The 14,861-nt window shown below is 72.4% G+C and carries 14 protein-coding genes; 5 read left to right on the top strand and 9 right to left on the bottom strand.

Annotated features, from left to right (window positions below; translation table 11 throughout):
* Positions 1-119 precede the first annotated feature (119 nt).
* From QLQ12_RS30970 to QLQ12_RS30960, 3 genes are all read right to left on the bottom strand, one after another.
* Entirely contained in the window at positions 120-1,184 is a 1,065-nt protein-coding gene (locus QLQ12_RS30970) for a hypothetical protein (RefSeq protein WP_282764052.1), read from the bottom strand.
* Entirely contained in the window at positions 1,181-1,696 is a 516-nt protein-coding gene (locus QLQ12_RS30965; RefSeq protein WP_282764051.1) for a SigE family RNA polymerase sigma factor, read from the bottom strand. Before QLQ12_RS30965 ends, QLQ12_RS30970 begins: the two co-directional genes overlap by 4 nt.
* Positions 1,697-1,998: 302 nt before the next feature.
* The gene (locus QLQ12_RS30960) at positions 1,999-2,220 is read right to left on the bottom strand and encodes a hypothetical protein (RefSeq protein WP_282764050.1); all 222 of its coding nucleotides are present in this window, start codon (positions 2,218-2,220) and stop codon (positions 1,999-2,001) included.
* On the opposite strand from QLQ12_RS30960, the gene QLQ12_RS30955 reads away from it, so the two are divergent.
* Positions 2,204-2,437, top strand: coding sequence for a hypothetical protein (locus QLQ12_RS30955; RefSeq protein WP_282764048.1), 234 nt, complete (start codon positions 2,204-2,206; stop codon positions 2,435-2,437). The two genes, QLQ12_RS30960 and QLQ12_RS30955, sit on opposite strands and share 17 nt — an antisense overlap.
* 28 nt (positions 2,438-2,465) lie before the next feature.
* Here QLQ12_RS30955 and QLQ12_RS30950 read toward each other — a convergent pair whose 3' ends face one another.
* Positions 2,466-3,473, bottom strand: a complete 1,008-nt coding sequence (locus QLQ12_RS30950) for an NADP-dependent oxidoreductase (protein ID WP_282764047.1) — start codon at positions 3,471-3,473, stop codon at positions 2,466-2,468.
* 125 nt (positions 3,474-3,598) lie between these two features.
* Between QLQ12_RS30950 and QLQ12_RS30945 the strand changes: the two genes are divergently transcribed.
* The gene (locus tag QLQ12_RS30945; protein WP_282764046.1) at positions 3,599-4,120 is read left to right on the top strand and encodes a winged helix-turn-helix transcriptional regulator; all 522 of its coding nucleotides are present in this window, start codon (positions 3,599-3,601) and stop codon (positions 4,118-4,120) included.
* Positions 4,121-4,164: 44 nt separating this feature from the next.
* Here the strand turns inward: QLQ12_RS30945 and QLQ12_RS30940 are convergent, their stop codons facing one another.
* Both QLQ12_RS30940 and QLQ12_RS30935 read right to left on the bottom strand, forming a co-directional pair.
* Positions 4,165-5,715: a glycerol-3-phosphate dehydrogenase/oxidase gene (locus QLQ12_RS30940; RefSeq protein ID WP_282764045.1), complete on the bottom strand. Its 1,551-nt coding sequence runs from the start codon at positions 5,713-5,715 to the stop codon at positions 4,165-4,167.
* Positions 5,712-6,305, bottom strand: a complete 594-nt coding sequence (locus QLQ12_RS30935; protein ID WP_282764044.1) for a TetR/AcrR family transcriptional regulator — start codon at positions 6,303-6,305, stop codon at positions 5,712-5,714. The genes QLQ12_RS30940 and QLQ12_RS30935 overlap by 4 nt, the downstream gene beginning before the upstream one ends.
* A 17-nt stretch (positions 6,306-6,322) precedes the next feature.
* Between QLQ12_RS30935 and QLQ12_RS30930 the strand changes: the two genes are divergently transcribed.
* Positions 6,323-7,885, top strand: a complete 1,563-nt coding sequence (locus QLQ12_RS30930) for an FAD-binding oxidoreductase (RefSeq protein ID WP_282764043.1) — start codon at positions 6,323-6,325, stop codon at positions 7,883-7,885.
* The gene (locus QLQ12_RS30925) at positions 7,882-8,760 is read left to right on the top strand and encodes a diacylglycerol/lipid kinase family protein (protein ID WP_282764042.1); all 879 of its coding nucleotides are present in this window, start codon (positions 7,882-7,884) and stop codon (positions 8,758-8,760) included. The genes QLQ12_RS30930 and QLQ12_RS30925 overlap by 4 nt, the downstream gene beginning before the upstream one ends.
* A gap of 16 nt (positions 8,761-8,776) precedes the next feature.
* Here the strand turns inward: QLQ12_RS30925 and QLQ12_RS30920 are convergent, their stop codons facing one another.
* Together QLQ12_RS30920 and QLQ12_RS30915 are read right to left on the bottom strand one after the other, a co-directional pair.
* Positions 8,777-10,951, bottom strand: a complete 2,175-nt coding sequence (locus QLQ12_RS30920) for an AbfB domain-containing protein (RefSeq protein ID WP_282764041.1) — start codon at positions 10,949-10,951, stop codon at positions 8,777-8,779.
* A 164-nt stretch (positions 10,952-11,115) separates the two neighbouring features.
* Positions 11,116-13,455 carry an ATP-binding protein gene (locus tag QLQ12_RS30915; RefSeq protein ID WP_282764039.1) on the bottom strand — a complete coding sequence of 780 codons (2,340 nt, stop codon included), beginning with the start codon at positions 13,453-13,455 and terminating at the stop codon, positions 11,116-11,118.
* 401 nt (positions 13,456-13,856) lie between these two features.
* Between QLQ12_RS30915 and QLQ12_RS30910 the strand changes: the two genes are divergently transcribed.
* A complete protein-coding gene (locus QLQ12_RS30910; RefSeq protein WP_282764038.1) occupies positions 13,857-14,318 on the top strand; it encodes a sigma-70 family RNA polymerase sigma factor in 462 nt (153 codons plus the stop codon).
* Between the two features lie 67 nt (positions 14,319-14,385).
* On the opposite strand, the gene QLQ12_RS30905 is transcribed toward QLQ12_RS30910, so the two are convergent.
* Positions 14,386-14,754 (bottom strand): DUF2255 family protein, encoded by a 369-nt coding sequence (locus tag QLQ12_RS30905; protein WP_282764037.1) that lies wholly within the window; start codon positions 14,752-14,754, stop codon positions 14,386-14,388.
* Positions 14,755-14,861 lie beyond the last annotated feature (107 nt).

The following is a 14,861-nucleotide window of genomic DNA, read 5'->3' as shown; positions in this document are numbered from 1 at the left end:
TGTGAGGGAAGTTAGCATTCTCGCAGCACCGGCCACAAGGCGAGTTCACATTAAAAAAGGGCGCCCGCCGATTCTTTTAACATTGTCGCGCACCTATGCACACCGTTTGTCCACTTTGATCATTTGCCGCCTGCGGAGACGATGTCGCCGGGCGCCGCGGAGGCGACTTCGCTGCGACTGCCCGCGCCGATCAGGTGCACCGCGCCGTCCCGGGCAGCGACCAGAACTCCCGCCGGGCTCGCGCCCACCACGCGGTCGTCCGGCCCCAGGTTTCGCCGCTCGGCCACCGTGCCGTCCGGTGTCACCCGCAGAACCGCACGCTGCCCATAGCCACCGTCACCGGCGGCGGGCCCGTAGACCACCACCCACAGGCCGCCGTCCTCCGCGGCCAGCACCCGGGGGCCTTCCTCATAGGTGTTCAGGACCTCACCGGAACGGAGGTGGCTCCCCGGCCGGACCTCGATGCGGTCGCCGCCGGTCCGGACCAGGTCGATCTCCCGTGCCATCTGCCGGGGGCCGTCCTGTCGCTGCAACGCGTAGACCACCTGCCCGGTGGTCAGGACCGTCATCGGCAGCGCGCCCTCGGGGGGCTGAATCCGGCGCTGGGCGCCACTGGCGAGTTCCAGGAGGTAGAGCTCGTCGTCCACGGTCGGAACATGGCTGATCAGCAGGAACCGCGAGTCCGGGGACCATGCGACCGCCCGCAGGACGGCCACCTGCGACACCGCGCACGGGCGCACCTGGAGCGACGTCCCGTCCAGGGTATTCGTCACCTGGTAGGCGTCGCTTCCGGTCCGGCCGATCCAGGAGCCGTCCGGCGCCGTCGAATCCGCGGCGCCGTCGGTCACCGTGCGGCCGTCGGCGAGGGTCACCATCGCCTGCTGCCCGACCTGTCGCCGGATGACGTCGACCGTGCCGCCGAGGGCCGTCGTCCTGGCAGCGGTGATCTTGACCGGTGCGCTGCCGCACGGGTCCGAGGGCGGGGCGACAGCGGCGGGTGTTCCATCACCGCCACCCGGCCCGGCGACCAGGCCCCCGGCGGCGAGGGTCACCAGCGTCACGGCCGAGGCGACGCTCACGTAGTGCTGCTTGCGCCGTCGCTGCATCAGGGCGATGGCCCGATCGGCACTGGTGTAGTCACGAACCCCTGTGGCCAGGGCCTTGATGTCCAAGGGGTCGTTCATGATCTGGCCTCCAGAGCTTCGCCCGCGACGAGGGTGGGGATGGACTTCTTCAGGTGCCGGAGCGCGTCGTGGGCGTGACGTTTCACCGTGCCGACGGCACAGCCCAGCTCTCGGGCGGTGTCCGCCTCAGACATGTCCTCGTAGTAACGCAGGTAGACCACCGCCCGCTGCCGGGGAGGAAGGCCGGCGAGCGCCCGGCCGAGAAGGAGCCGGGAGTCGGTCCGCGTGATCTCGTCCGCGGCCGGGGCCACGTCGGGAACCGTCGCGGTGAAGGTGAGCCTCACCCTGGGACGCAGCGCCGCGCGGCGGACGTGATTGAGCATCACCTTGCGCACGTACGCCTCGGGCTGGCCGCCGACGACGATCCGGTCCCACCGCATCACCGTCTTGGCGAGCGCCTCCTGGACGAGGTCCTCGGCGTCGGCGTCGTTTCCGGTCAGGAAGAACGCGAACCGGGACAGCGCGAGCCCGCGACCTCGTACGAAGTCGCGAAAATCCTGGTGTGTCGCCAAGCGATCTCCTAGGCCGGTGTTCCCCTCACTTCTAACAAGTCCCTATGCGCCGGCAAGGTTGAGCCGAACCGCGAGATTTCTCGCCGCCGCCGGGAACGCCTACCCCTGCCAGGCGGTCCGGCCACCCCCCGGCGGGCCCAGCAATAGCCCGCCGGTTCTGTCACATCGGTAATCCCCTCCCGGGCGTGGCTGCTCCGCGCCCGGGCGTGGCTGCTCCGCGCCCGCAGACCGGCGACTCCGCGCCCTCTGAGGCACTCGCGTCATGCGCAACAAAAAGGCGATTGATTTCGTACGCCGAAATGTCACCGAAAAGCGCACGCGCTGAGCGTGCCCGACAACAGCGAAGGAAAGGAGAATGCCCCAAAAACGATCATGGCCGCGGCCGCCGCAGTGGCCGGGATTGCCGTCGTGACGGCGTCGAGCATGGCTTCGGCCGCGGATACCGGGTCGCGGATCGCGGCGACACCCGCGGCCGCGATCCAGGCCCAGCCCGCGGCGCATGCCGAGATGGCCCGATCGCGCATCGCGGTCCACTTCGATCTGGCCGAGGGTCAGATGCCGGAGAACATCGCGTTGTCGCCACGGGGCACCGCCTACGTCACGTTCGCCGCGACCCGGCAGGTCGCATCGGTGACGCCCACCGGCGCCGTGCGGATTCCGGCCACCGCCTACGTTCTCAACGCCGCTTACACCACCACCAAGGGCCCGAACCTGATCCTGGCCACCCTGCCACGCCACTGACCTGGCCACTCCCCCGGGCCGGCGGGCGTTACGGCGACATCCGGACGACGACCTTGCCCGCTTTGGCGCGCCCCTCCTCGACATACGCCAGAGCGTCACGGGTCGCCTCGAAGTCGAAGATCCGGTCCACGACGGGCCGGATCGTCCCGGCGTCGACGAGGGAACCGAGGTGGCGCAACTGGTCACCGCTGGCCTTCATGAACAGGAACGAGTACGTTACGTGGTGGCGCCGGGCGCGCTGCCGGATCCGGAAGCTCAAGGCGGCCATGGCCAGCCGGACGACAGGGTTGGCGCCGAGTTCCTTGGCGAAGGCGGGGTCGGGCGGTCCGGCGACGCTGACGACGATCCCGCCCGGCTTGAGCACCCGCAGCGACTTCTCCAGTGTCACGCCGCCGACGGTGTCGAGAACGACGTCGTAGTCGCGCAGGATCGTCTCGAACGCCTGCTTCTGGTAGTCGATGACGACATCAGCGCCCAGACTCCCGACCAGGTCGACCTTCGCGCCGCTCACGGTCGTGGCCACCTGAGCGCCGAGATGTTTCGCCAGCTGAATGGCGATGGTGCCGACGCCGCCGGCACCGGCGTGGATGAGGACTTTCTGACCCGGCCGCAGGTTCGCTCGTTCGACCAGGCCCTGCCAGGCGGTGAGGCCGACCAGCGGGAGGGAGGCGGCTTCCTCGGCGGTGAGGGTGACCGGTCGGGCGGCCACGTCGTCCTGGTTCATCGCGATGAGCTCCGCGAACGCGCCGATCCGGTTCTGGTCCGGCCGGGCGTAGACCTCGTCACCGACGGCGAACCGCGTGACACGCGCCCCGACGGCGACGATCGTGCCGGCGAGGTCGTTGCCGAGGACGAACGGCACCCGGTACGGCAGGATCACCTTGAGGTCTCCGGCACGTGTCTTGAGGTCCAGGGGGTTGATGCTCGCCGCGTGGATCCGGACGAGCACGTCGCTGTCGCCCACCTGCGGGTCCGGCACGTCTCGCGGCTGCACGCCGTCAGCGTCGCCGTAACGGTCCACCACGAAAGCCTTCATCATTCTCTCCGTCTCGACAGCGCCGTCCGGGGTGGCGTGAGGATCGCCGCGGCGCCGAGATCTGTATCGGTCCCGACCATCACCACCTGAGTATAAAAAGTAAACCCAGAAGGTAGGCTGTGGGCATGGACACGACCACCGATCCCTTCGCCGACCGGGACACGGCGAACTGCTCGATCGCCCGCACCCTGGAAGTGGTCGGCGAGAAGTGGACCCTGCTGGTCCTCCGGGAGATCTGGTACGGCTCGTCCCGCTTCACCGACCTGCACCGCATGCTGGGCTGCCCCCGCAACCTGCTCGCGGAACGACTCCGCAAACTCGTCGAGCACGGCATCCTGGCCACCGAGCCCTACCAGGAGGACGGCGCCCGCAGCCGATCCCGGTACGCGATCACCCCCAAAGGCAACGACCTGGTGCCGGCAGTGCTCGGCCTCCTGCAATGGGGCGACCGGTACCGCGCCGACCCGGCGGGCCCGGCCGTCCTCACCCGCCACCGCGGCTGCGGCGGCTCCCTGTCGGTGCAGGTCCGGTGCGAACACGATCACCACGTCCGGGCGACCGACATCGAGGCCACTCCGGGCCCGGGCTTCCGGACGAGGACGAACCCGGTCACCAAGAGCGATCAGGCACCCGGCCAGACCGCCTGAACCCGCTGCCTGCGGCGCACTCTTTGACCTGGTGCGAACGGTGCTCAGGCGGCGGTCGCCGCCCTGCCTCGCTCGATCATCGCCTCGGCGGCGGGCCGGGCGCGGTCGCGGTCGGCCGGCACCAGACCGATACGGGTGCGCCGGTCGAGCAGGTCGTCCGCGTCGAGCGCGCCCTCCCGGAGCACCCCCCAGAGCAGCTCCGCACCGGTCACCGCGAGGCCTTCGGCGACCGGGCGCGCCAGGTCCGGGTCGCGGTCGGCGAGGGCGACCAGTTCCGCGGCCTCGGTTCCGTAGCGGGCGACGAGCCGGGCCGGCGCGCCCAGCCGGGCCAGGTGTTGCGCCGGCGCGGCGCCGACCAGGGGCAGCCAGGCGGTACGGCACCGGCCCACGGGCAGTCCGGCCGCGGTGAGGGCGGCGTCCACCGCGTCGCGGGCCATCCGCCGGTATGTGGTCAGCTTGCCGCCGACGACGGTGGTCATCCCGTCCGGGGAGACACGCACCGCGTGTCGCCGGGACAGGTCGGCCGTGCTTCCGGCGGCGCCGGCGAGCAGGGGGCGCAGACCGGCGAACGCGCCGACCACGTCGGCGTCCGACAGCGGTGTGTCGAGCACTGTGGCCAGGACGTCGAGGAGGAATCCCCGCTCGGCGGCGTTCGGCTCGGCGACGTCCGGCACCGGGCCCTCGACAGGCTCGTCGGTCAGCCCGAGATAGCTGTAGCCGTCCTGCTGGGGCAGCACGAACACGAACCGGTTCGTGGTGCCGGGGACCGGCACGGTGAGGCCGGCGAGCTGCCGGCCGAGGGCGCCGGGGCGCAGCACGAGGTGCGTGCCGCGGGACGGGCGCAGCCGGATTCCCGGGTCGAGCCGGTCCGCCCAGACACCGGTGGCGTTGATGACGGCGCGGGCGCGCAGTTCGTGGTGCTCGCCGGTGAGCGTGTCGAGCACCGTAGCGCCCCGGCCGTGCAGTTGCTCCACCCGGCAACGGGTGAGCACCCGGGCGCCGTGCCCGGCGGCGGTACGCGCCAGCGCGACGACCAGCCGCGCGTCGTCGACGAGCTGGCCGTCCCAGCCGAGCAGGCCACCGCGCAGGCCGCTGCGCCGCACCGCCGGGACCAGCCGGTGCACCTCGACCGGCGCGATCCGGCGAGACCGGGGCAGGGTGCCGGCGGGGGTGCCGGCCGCGGCCCGCAGCAGGTCACCGGCGGCGAAGCCGAGGCGGGCCAGCGTCGCCGGCACGGCGGAGGTCAGCGTGGTCAGCGGCAGCACGGAGGGCAGCGGGGTGACCAGGTGCGGGGCGACGCGGCGCAGCAGCACGTCTCGTTCGGCGGCGCTCTCGTACGCCAGACCGACGTGACCGCCGGCCAGATAGCGAAGCCCTCCGTGCACGAGTTTGGAGCTCCACCGGGAGGTCCCAAACGCGAGGTCGTGGGCGTCCACGGCGGCCACGGTGAGCCCGCGGGAGGCGGCGTCGAGGGCGACCCCCGCCCCGGTGACGCCCAGGCCCACGACGAGCAGGTCCACGGTCTGGCCACCGGCCAGCTCAGCGAGGTCACGGGCGCGGCGCTCGGCGGTCAGCGCGGTCGCGGCGGTGTTCACGGCGCCAGGTATCGGTCGAGGAGCAGGCGCAGCTCGCTGTCGAGGCCGGCGGTGGTGACCTGGTCGGTCATGGTGCCGGCGGAGATGACGAAACCGTGCAGGGTCAGCAGCAGACTGGCGGCGAGCGGCTCGGGTGCGCCGGACCGCACCGAGCCGTCGGCGTGGCCCTCGGCGATCGTGGCGAGGAGTGCGGCGAGCATCCGGTCCTGGCTGGTGCCGCGCCGGTCCACCAGGTAGGGCAGCAGCACCTCGGGGTCCAGCTCGACGATGCGGCGGAACACCGGGTGTTCGCGGAGTCGCCGGACTCCGTTGGCGAGCCCGTCGACCAGGCGCTCGCGGGTGTGCCGGCCGGTGGCGGTCGCCTGCGCCTGGAGGGCCAGCTCGCCCCACTCCCTGGTCATCAGGTCGGCGACGAGCGTCGCCATGTCGGGCCAGCGCCGGTACATGGTCATCCGGGAGACGCCGGCCCGCCGGGCCACGTCGGTCAGCGTGGTCCGGCGCAGGCCCACGGCGAGGACGCAGTCGCGTGCCGCGTCGAGGAGGGCGTCTTCATCGGTTCGAATTCCGGGGGTGTGACGAATGGACGTCATGTGTCACAGTGTAACCCATGAATGAGATGCTCGGCGTTGCTCGATGGGGTGCCCCCGCTGCCGCGGTGAGCCTGCCCTCCGACGTGCGCGATCTGCTCGGCGCCGCGCTCGGCGTGTCCGGCCCCCGCCCGGCCGCGTCGACCGCCGAACTGCCGGCCGTCACCCTGAGCGAGACGGCGCTGGAGCGGCTGCGTGCGGCGTGCCCGGTGGTGTCGACCGGCGACGAGGCCCGGCTGTCACACGCGGCCGGCAAGTCCACCGAGGACCTGCTGCGGCTGCGGGCCGGGCGGGCCGATGACGCGCCCGACGCGGTGGCCCGGCCGGCCACCCAGCAGCAGGTCGCTGACCTGCTGGCCGCCTGCTCGCAGCTCCGGGTGGCGGTCGTGCCGTTCGGCGGCGGCACCTCGGTGGTGGGTGGCCTCGCCGCCCGCCGCGAGGGTTTCGCGGGCGTGCTCGCCGTCGACCTCGCCGCACTCGACCGCCTGGTGCACCTCGATCGGGTCTCACGGACCGCCACCTTCGAGGCCGGCGTGCGCGCGCCACGGGCCGAGGAACTGCTGGCCGCCGAGGGCTTCACCCTGGGGCACTTCCCGCAGTCCTTCGAGTACGCCAGCCTCGGCGGCTTCGCCGCCACCCGGTCCAGCGGCCAGGCCTCCGCCGGGTACGGGCGGTTCGACCGCATGGTCGTCGGCCTGCGAGCGGCCACGCCGATCGGTCTGCTCGACGCCGGCCGGGCCCCGGAGTCGGCCGCCGGCCCCGACCTGCGCCAGCTCCTGCTCGGCTCGGAGGGCGCGTTCGGGGTGATCACCGAGCTGACCGTCCGGGTGCGTCCGGCCCCGCAGGCCCGTGACTACGCGGGATGGAGCTTCCCGTCGTTCGACGCCGGCGCCGACGCGGTCCGCGCGCTCGCCCAGGACGGTCCGCTGCCCACGGTGCTGCGGCTGTCGGACGAGACGGAGACGGCGATCAACGCGGCGACCGGCGGTCCGCAGGCCGACGGCTGCCTGGCCGTGGTCGGCGTCGAGGGCACCGCCGAGGAGGTCGCCGACCGCAGCGCCGCGCTGGGACGACGGTTGACCGCGCTCGGTGGCACCCCACTGGGCGCCGCGCCCGGTGAGGCGTGGCAGGCGGGGCGTTTCCGGGCGCCCTACCTGCGCGACGCCCTGCTCGACGAGGGAGCGATCGCCGAGACGCTGGAGACGGCCACGTTCTGGGACCGCCTGCCCGCGACCTACGCCGCCGTGCGCGACGCGCTGGTGCGGACTCTCTCCAGCTCCGGCACGCCACCGCTGGTGCTGTGCCACATCTCCCATGTGTACGACAGCGGCGCCTCGCTCTACTTCACTGTGGTCGCCGCCCAGGCCGAAGACCCGGTCGCGCAGTGGCGGGCGGCCAAGGCCGCGGCCGGCGACGCCATCGCCGCCTCGGGGGCGACCATCACCCACCACCACGGTGTCGGCCGCGTGCACCGCCCCTGGTACACCCGCGAGATCGGCGACGTCGGCGTCGCCGCCCTGCTCGGCGTGAAACGGGCGCTCGACCCGCACGGCATCCTCAACCCCGGCATTCTGCTGCCATGAACCGCGACGTCTTCACCGCCGTGGTCAACCCGGCGGCCGGTGCGGGCACCGCGGCCCACCGCATCACCCACCTGGCGCGCGCGCTCCGGGAGAGCGGCGCCGCGGTGACCGTGTCGTACACCCGCTCGCTCGACCACGCCACCGGGCTCGCCGCCACGGCCGCCGCCGCCGGGCACACCGTTCTGGCGGTCGGCGGCGACGGCGTCGCGGGCGCGGTCGCCGCCGGTCTGGCCGGTTCGGGGGCCGACTTCGCGGTCGTGTCCGCGGGGCGGGGCAACGATCTCGCCCGCAGCGCCCCGCTGCCGGCCGATCCGGCCGACGCCGCTCGGGCCCTGCGTACGCTGCCCAGCCGGCCGGTCGACGTGGCGCAGGCCGGCGGTCGCGTGATCCTCGGCAGCGTGTGTGCCGGCATCGACGCGGCCGCCAACCACCTGGCGAACCGGCGCCGGCTGCCGCGCCACCCGATCGCGTACCAGCTCGCCGGCCTGGCCGTCATCGCGCGCTGGCGCCCGGTGGAGTACACGCTGACCGTCGACGGGCAGACCATGCCGTTCACCGGGCACACCGTCGTCGTGGCCAACGCCCCGTGGTACGGCGGCGGCCTGCGGGTGGCGCCGCACGCCCGCATCGACGACGGCCTGCTGGACGTGGTCACCGTCGGCGACCTGCCGCGCCACCGGATGCTGCGGGCGCTCGCCGCTCTGCGGCACGGCACCCACCTGGAGCTGCCCGGCATCGAGACCCGCCGGGCCCGGACGATCACTGTCACCGCGGACCGTCCGCTACCGGTGTACGCCGACGGCGAGTCGCTCGGCAGTGCCCCGGTCACGGTCACGATCCGGCCGGGGGTCCTGCGGCTCATCGGCGTGCCGTAGCGATTCGCGTGCCGACCTAGCCGCCCAGCGCCACACGTACCACGAAGGTCGCGTCCTTGCGGGCCTGCGCCGAGTTGTCGAAGGCGTCGAGGTGGATGGCGAAGTTGCGGTGCCGCAGATATCTGCCCGGCATGTTGTACGACTCCAGCGACGTGTGCTGCCCGGTCAACCCGGTGCGCGGACAGAACGTCGCGGCGGCCGCGAACGCCGCCGAGTTGTCGTTGCGCCGCAGGTAGGCCCGGGAGTTCTCATGTCGCAGGAAGTAGCCGGGGTAGTTGGCCGCCTCGAACGACACGCAGCCGGTGCCCGCCAGACCGGCGCGTACCCGGAAGGACGAGTCCGCTCGGGCGAGCATGCTGCTGCGGGGGCCGACGGCGGACAACTTGCCGATGAAGTCCTGGTGCCGCACCCGGTAGCCGGGATGGCTGGCCGCCTCCAGGCCAACCGTGGTGCCCGCGGTGAGCGGAACGGTGCCCGGCTCCGCGCTGCCTCCCGGAGTGCCGGCCTGGCCCTGTTCCGGCTCGTACACGGTGACCGTGCCGGCCGTGCCGTCGCCCTTGAGCGTGATGATCTGCGCCGGGGTGGGCACGCCGTTGTGGTCCACGCCCTGCAGCAGGTAGGAGCCCGGCGGCAGCACGTTGCGGTTGGTGGGAAGCGTGACCCGTACCGTCGCGCCCGACTGACTGATGGTCAGCGGCACCTGGCGCTGGTCGGTGTTGTAGGAGTGGGTGACCCGGCCCAGGCTGGTCAGCGATGCCGACGCGATCCGCCGGGTGTCGCTCATGCCGAGGGACAGGGTGCCGCCGTACGCCGCCGAGCCGCCCATCGTGCGGATCTCCGGCCGGTCGGCCCAGCGCACCGTGGAGCCGCTGCGGGTGAACAGGTACGCCGGGTAGTAGATCTCGCTGTTGAAGTTGTCCACCGGCCCGGGGAGGCCACCGCCGGAGGTCAGCACCGAGCCGCCCGGCAACTGCAACGCCACCGAGTGGTACGTGCGGGTGCGCTGCGCCGAGGCGGCGCTACGCCATTGGCGGGTGGCCGGGTTCCAGATCTCCGACCGGGTGATCGAGTTGGCGGCGCCGGCCTGGGTGCCGACCCGGGTGCCGCCGTTCGCGAGGACCTCGCCGTTGGCCAGGACCGTGAGGTTCAGCCAGTTCCGGGCGTACCGCATCGGAGCGACCCGGGTGACCACCGGGTTGGCGCCGTTGATGTCCACCGTGGTCGCGGCGTTGGTCGCGACCTCGGCGGTCTCGTTGAACCGCTGGCCGCCGCCGGCGTAGAGCATCTTGCCGGGCGCGTACATCACCGACGAGCCGGAGACGCCGATGCCCTGCGGCAGAGTGCCGAGCGAACGCACCGCGCCGGTGCCGGCCGGGTCGAGCCGCCACATCTGGTCGTTCGACACCCCGAAGACCTTGCCGTCCGGGGCGATCGTCGCCCTCGGGTACCACCAGCGGTTGTCCTTCGCGCCGAAGGCGACGGTGCTGGCGGCCCCGGTCAGCGAGGTCCAGGCGCCGGTGCCGGTGCCGATCTCGGGGACGGTCGCCACACCGCTGTTGTCGTTCGGATTCCGGAAGGCGTTGGTGTTGTAGTAGTCGCCGCCGCCGAGCACCAGCATGCGATCGTCGGGCAGCCGCACCACCGAGGCGTACCAGCGCTGCCGGGCGAGTGGGGCGCCCATGGCCTGGTTGCCGGTCGCCGGGTCGTACACCATGCTCGCGGTCGTCGTGTTGCCGCCGACCATGAGGACCCGGCCGTCGGGCAGGATCTCCAGCGCGTTGCAGAAGCTGTCGTACGCGTGCATCGAGGCCACCTGGCGGTGGCTGGCCGTCCCGGTCCCGAGTGCCGGGTTCCAGTCGTCGTAGGCCAGGCCGCCCTGCCGGGCCTCGCCCACGGGAGAGCCGTAGCTGACGACGTGGCCGTTGGGCAGCAGCACCGCGTGAATCGCCACCAGCGGCGTGGCGACCTGCGGCGCGTACATACCCTGGGTGTCCGCGTTCGCACTCGGGGTGATCTTGCCGAGGAACGGATCCGCCGGCTGGTTCAGGACGACCGGTGTGGCACCGACCGCGGCCGGGCCCGGAGGGGCGCCGGCGGCGGGGCCGGGCAACAGGGCCGTACAGGCCGCGATCAACACCGCCCCGATGACCACCTCGGCCATGAGATGACGGCGGAAAGCGGTGGTCAGCATGAAGCCTCCGGGCGGATGGTGTCGGGGGGCACCCAGTGCATCACCCCGCCCGGGCGCGCCGGCTCCCTCGGCCGGGCGGAAGCTCCGCCCGGAACGAACCCGGCCATTCATCCGACCGACCTGTCAGGTGACCGATCGGACAGCCTTTGATCAGCGCATCGCGGTCATTCCTGGGACGACTGCTTCTGGGCCGCCAGCCAGCCGGCCACCTGGGTCCGGGAGGTGAAGCCGAGCTTGCTCAGAAGGTTTTCCACGTGGCCCTCGGCCGTGCGCTGCGCCACCACCAGCCGGGCCGCGATGTCCCGGTTGCTCAGGCCCTCGGCGATCAGCGCGGCGACCTCGCGCTCCCGCTTGGTCAGCCCGAGGCCGGCGGTGGCGTCGACCGGCGATTCCGGCACCCGCACGCGCGGCTGCCGCTCCAGCGCCATCGCGACCACGTCAGCGGTGGACAGCTCGGAGCCACGCCGGGTGGCCGCCGAGAACGCGGCCGCGCCGAGCCGCGACCGCACCTGGCCCACCACCTCGTCGTGCCAGCCCTGGAGGACGCGAAACGGCGCCAGCGACGTGTGCATCTCCTGCCACATCCGCTTGGAGGCGCCGAGCAACATGGCGGACCGTTGGTCGCGGTGTTCACGCGCGGCGATCCAGGCGAGCGACTCCACCGCCAGCCCGACGGCGAACTGCTCGCCCTCCACCGCCTTGCCGACCACCAGGCTCTCCTTGGCCGACGCGGTGGCGCCGGCGTAGTCACCGTCCCGCCAGCGCAGCACGCTCAGCGCCCACAGCCCGAACGACTGCCACCACACCTCGCCGCTGGCCGCGCCCAGATCCCTGGCCGTGGTCAGATCCGGATAGCCGCTGGACGGCTGGTCGGCGATGCCCCGGCAGAGCCCCAGAACGATCAGCGTCCACAGTTCGCCGTTGCGGATGTTCAGCCCCCGGAACGCGACGAGCGCCCGCTCCAGCAACGGCAGCGCCTGGGCGTGGTCGCCCGACCACATCATGAAGACGCCCTCGATCAGCGGCAGGTAAGCGCGTTCGGGCGAGGCCGGCAGCGCCTCGGCCAGCGCCACCGCTTCGGCGAGCAACGGGCCGGCCCGGTCGCTGTCACCCTGGATGCCGGCGATCCACGCGGCGACCCGCAGGGCCTTCACCCGGGTCCAGTGCCGGGGCGCCGGCATCGCCAGCGCACGGTCGAGCCAGTGACTCCCCTCGGAGAAGTAGCCCCGGACGAACCAGTGGTTCTGCAGGTCGGCGGCGAACCGCAAAGCGGTCTCCGGCGGCCCCGAGGTGGTCGCGTACTCCAGCGCGACCCTCAGGTTGGCGCGCTCGTGGCGCAGCCGTTGCATGACGGCCGTCTGCTGCGGGCCGACCCATGTCCGGTCGGCGTGCGCGGCGAGGTCGGCGAACCACTGGCAATGCCGGCGGGCCATCACCTCGTGCTCTCCGGCCGCGGACAGCTTGGCGGCGCCGTACTCGCGGGTGACCTCGAGGATCTGGTACCGCGCCGTGCCGTTCCCGGCCCGGATCAGCACTGACTGATTCACCAGCGAGGCGATCAGGTCGAGGATGGTCTCGACGGGCAGCCGGTCGTCGGCGCAGACCGCCTCGGCCGCGTCGAGCTCGAATCCGCCGGAGAAGACCGACACCCGCGACCAGAGGACGCGTTCGGCGTCGGAGCAGAGGTCCCAGCTCCAGTCGATCAGCGCGCGCAGGGTCTGCTGCCGCGGCGGCGCGTTGCGGAAACCCGTGGTGAGCAGCTGGTATCGATCGGTCAGCCGGTCGAGGATCTGGTCGAGGGAAAGTACCCGGAGCCGGGCCACGGCGAGTTCGATCGCCAGCGGCATACCTTCGAGCGCCTGGCAGAGCCGTACGATCGTGGCGCAGTTGGCCTCGGTGACCTCAAAGCTGGGCAGCACCGCCGTGGCCCGGTCGACGAGGAGGCTGGCCGACTCGTATTTCCTCAGGTCGGCGAGGCTGCAGGCGACAGCGGCGCCGGGCACCGACAGGGGGTGTACGGCCAGGCTGGCCTCGCCGTCGAGCCGCAACGCCTGTCGGCTGGTCGCCAGGACGCGCAGTTCAGGGCAGCCCCGCAGCAGGGTCTCGGCGAGGTCGGCGACGGCGCCGACGAGGTGTTCGCAGTTGTCCAGGATCAGCAGCGCCTGCCGGTCGGCCAGGAAAGCGGCGAGCCCGGACGGGTCCAGACCGACCGTGTCCTCGCGAAGGCCGAGCGCCTCGCCCACGGTGACCGCGACCAGGTCCGGGTCGTGCAGTTCGGCGAGCCCGACGAACCACACCCCGTCGGGAAAGGTGCGGCGCAGCTCGGCGCCGACGCGCTGAGCGAGCCGGGTCTTGCCGACCCCGCCCGCGCCGGTGAGCGTGACCAGCCGGCTGGCGGACAGCATGCGCCGAATGTCGGTCACCTCGTGCCGTCGGCCGACAAAACTGGTCAGTTCAGCGGGGAGATTTCCGATGGTGCCGCGCGCGGTCAGGGCGGTACTCATAGAGGCACGGTAGTAGGTCGGCCCGCCCGCGTGCTCCCTGGTGTGTCACCCGCGGCGGACCGGACCGCGATGTCCCCCGCCGACCAGCTGGCGACGGTATACCCGTAGTAATCCGGGTACTTTCCCCGTGTTCACCGAGAGTCCGGTTCCGGAGTATGGATACGCACGCACATGACCTCGAGTGGAAGGAGTCCGGAATGGGCCGCCACGCCGCCGATCGGACGGCGCCTGGCTCTTCAGACACCGGATTCGGAGGCGTTCCCGCAAGTCAGGGGCCTATTCGGCACGCCGATCTGTTCGTGTCCACGCCCGGCGGCGCAGCCGCACGATCCAGTGCTGAGCGCGCTGCGGAGACTTTCGACCGGCTGGTCGAGCCGCATCGTGCAGCACTGAGCGCCTACATGCTTCGCGCTACGCAGGGTGACGAGTTCGTCGCTCATTCCGTGCTCAGGGAAACGCTCTACCGGGCGGCTCAGGACCCGGCGCGCTACCCCCGGCGTGCCTCGGCGGTCCGGGCGTGGCTGGTTCTGATGGCCCGTGCCGTGCTCCACGACGGTGAACGCCACGCCCCCGCCGGGCACGGCGACCGCCCGCCGACGCACCCGGCCACGCCGGCGTTCGTTCCCGGGCCGCACCCGGCTCGCGGGGCGCCCGCCGCCACGGTCGTCGCGGCGATGAAGGAACTCACGACCGAACACCGCGAGCTCATCCTCCGAACGTTTTACGGCGGCGCCTCCCTGGCGGACGTCGCGGCCGACCGCGGCGTCCCGGTGGCGAAGATCAAACTTGACCTGTTACTCGCCATGCGCGCCCTCCGCGCCGTGCTCGACCAGCGGGTGACCAAGCGGCACGGGTTTCGGTGAGGCCGACACCGCGCCCGTGCACGACCGGGCGCGGATCTCGGCCGGCGCCTGGCCGCCGGCGCCTCGGTCAGGAGGCTGGTTCGACCCGCATCGTGGTGCCGGCTGCCGGTGGGCGCGTCATTGCCGGCGCGTATGAGGAGTCGCCGTACTTGTGCAGATAGGCCTGGTCGATCCTGGCATCCAGGCCGGGTTCCGCGGCGGGCACGAAGCGCACCGGGTGTTCCCGTCCGGCCATGGCGAGCGAGCCCGTGCCGTACCGGTGCGCTCGCCGGTACCAGCGGCCCGCCTCGCCTTTCCACGACCGCACGTAGAGGTCGCCGTCGACGGCGACGATCCAGATCGGTGCGCGAACCACCGGACGTTCCGGCGCCGGAACGATGACGTCGATCTCGCGGGCTCCGGCCAGGTCCGCCGCGATGCTTGCTTCCCAGGGCATGGTGCGCTCCCTCACCGGTAGCTGCTTCCTGCCAGCGGCCGAGTCTAGTCCGCGATGCGCCCGTCGCGATCGACCCGCGGCGATCGGACTTCGGCGTAGGCTGCCCG

It is taken from the genome of Actinoplanes sandaracinus, from assembly GCF_030009775.1.
Classification (GTDB): Bacteria; Actinomycetota; Actinomycetes; order Mycobacteriales; family Micromonosporaceae; genus Actinoplanes; species Actinoplanes sandaracinus.
This window is presented reverse-complemented; position numbering and strand designations above follow the sequence as displayed.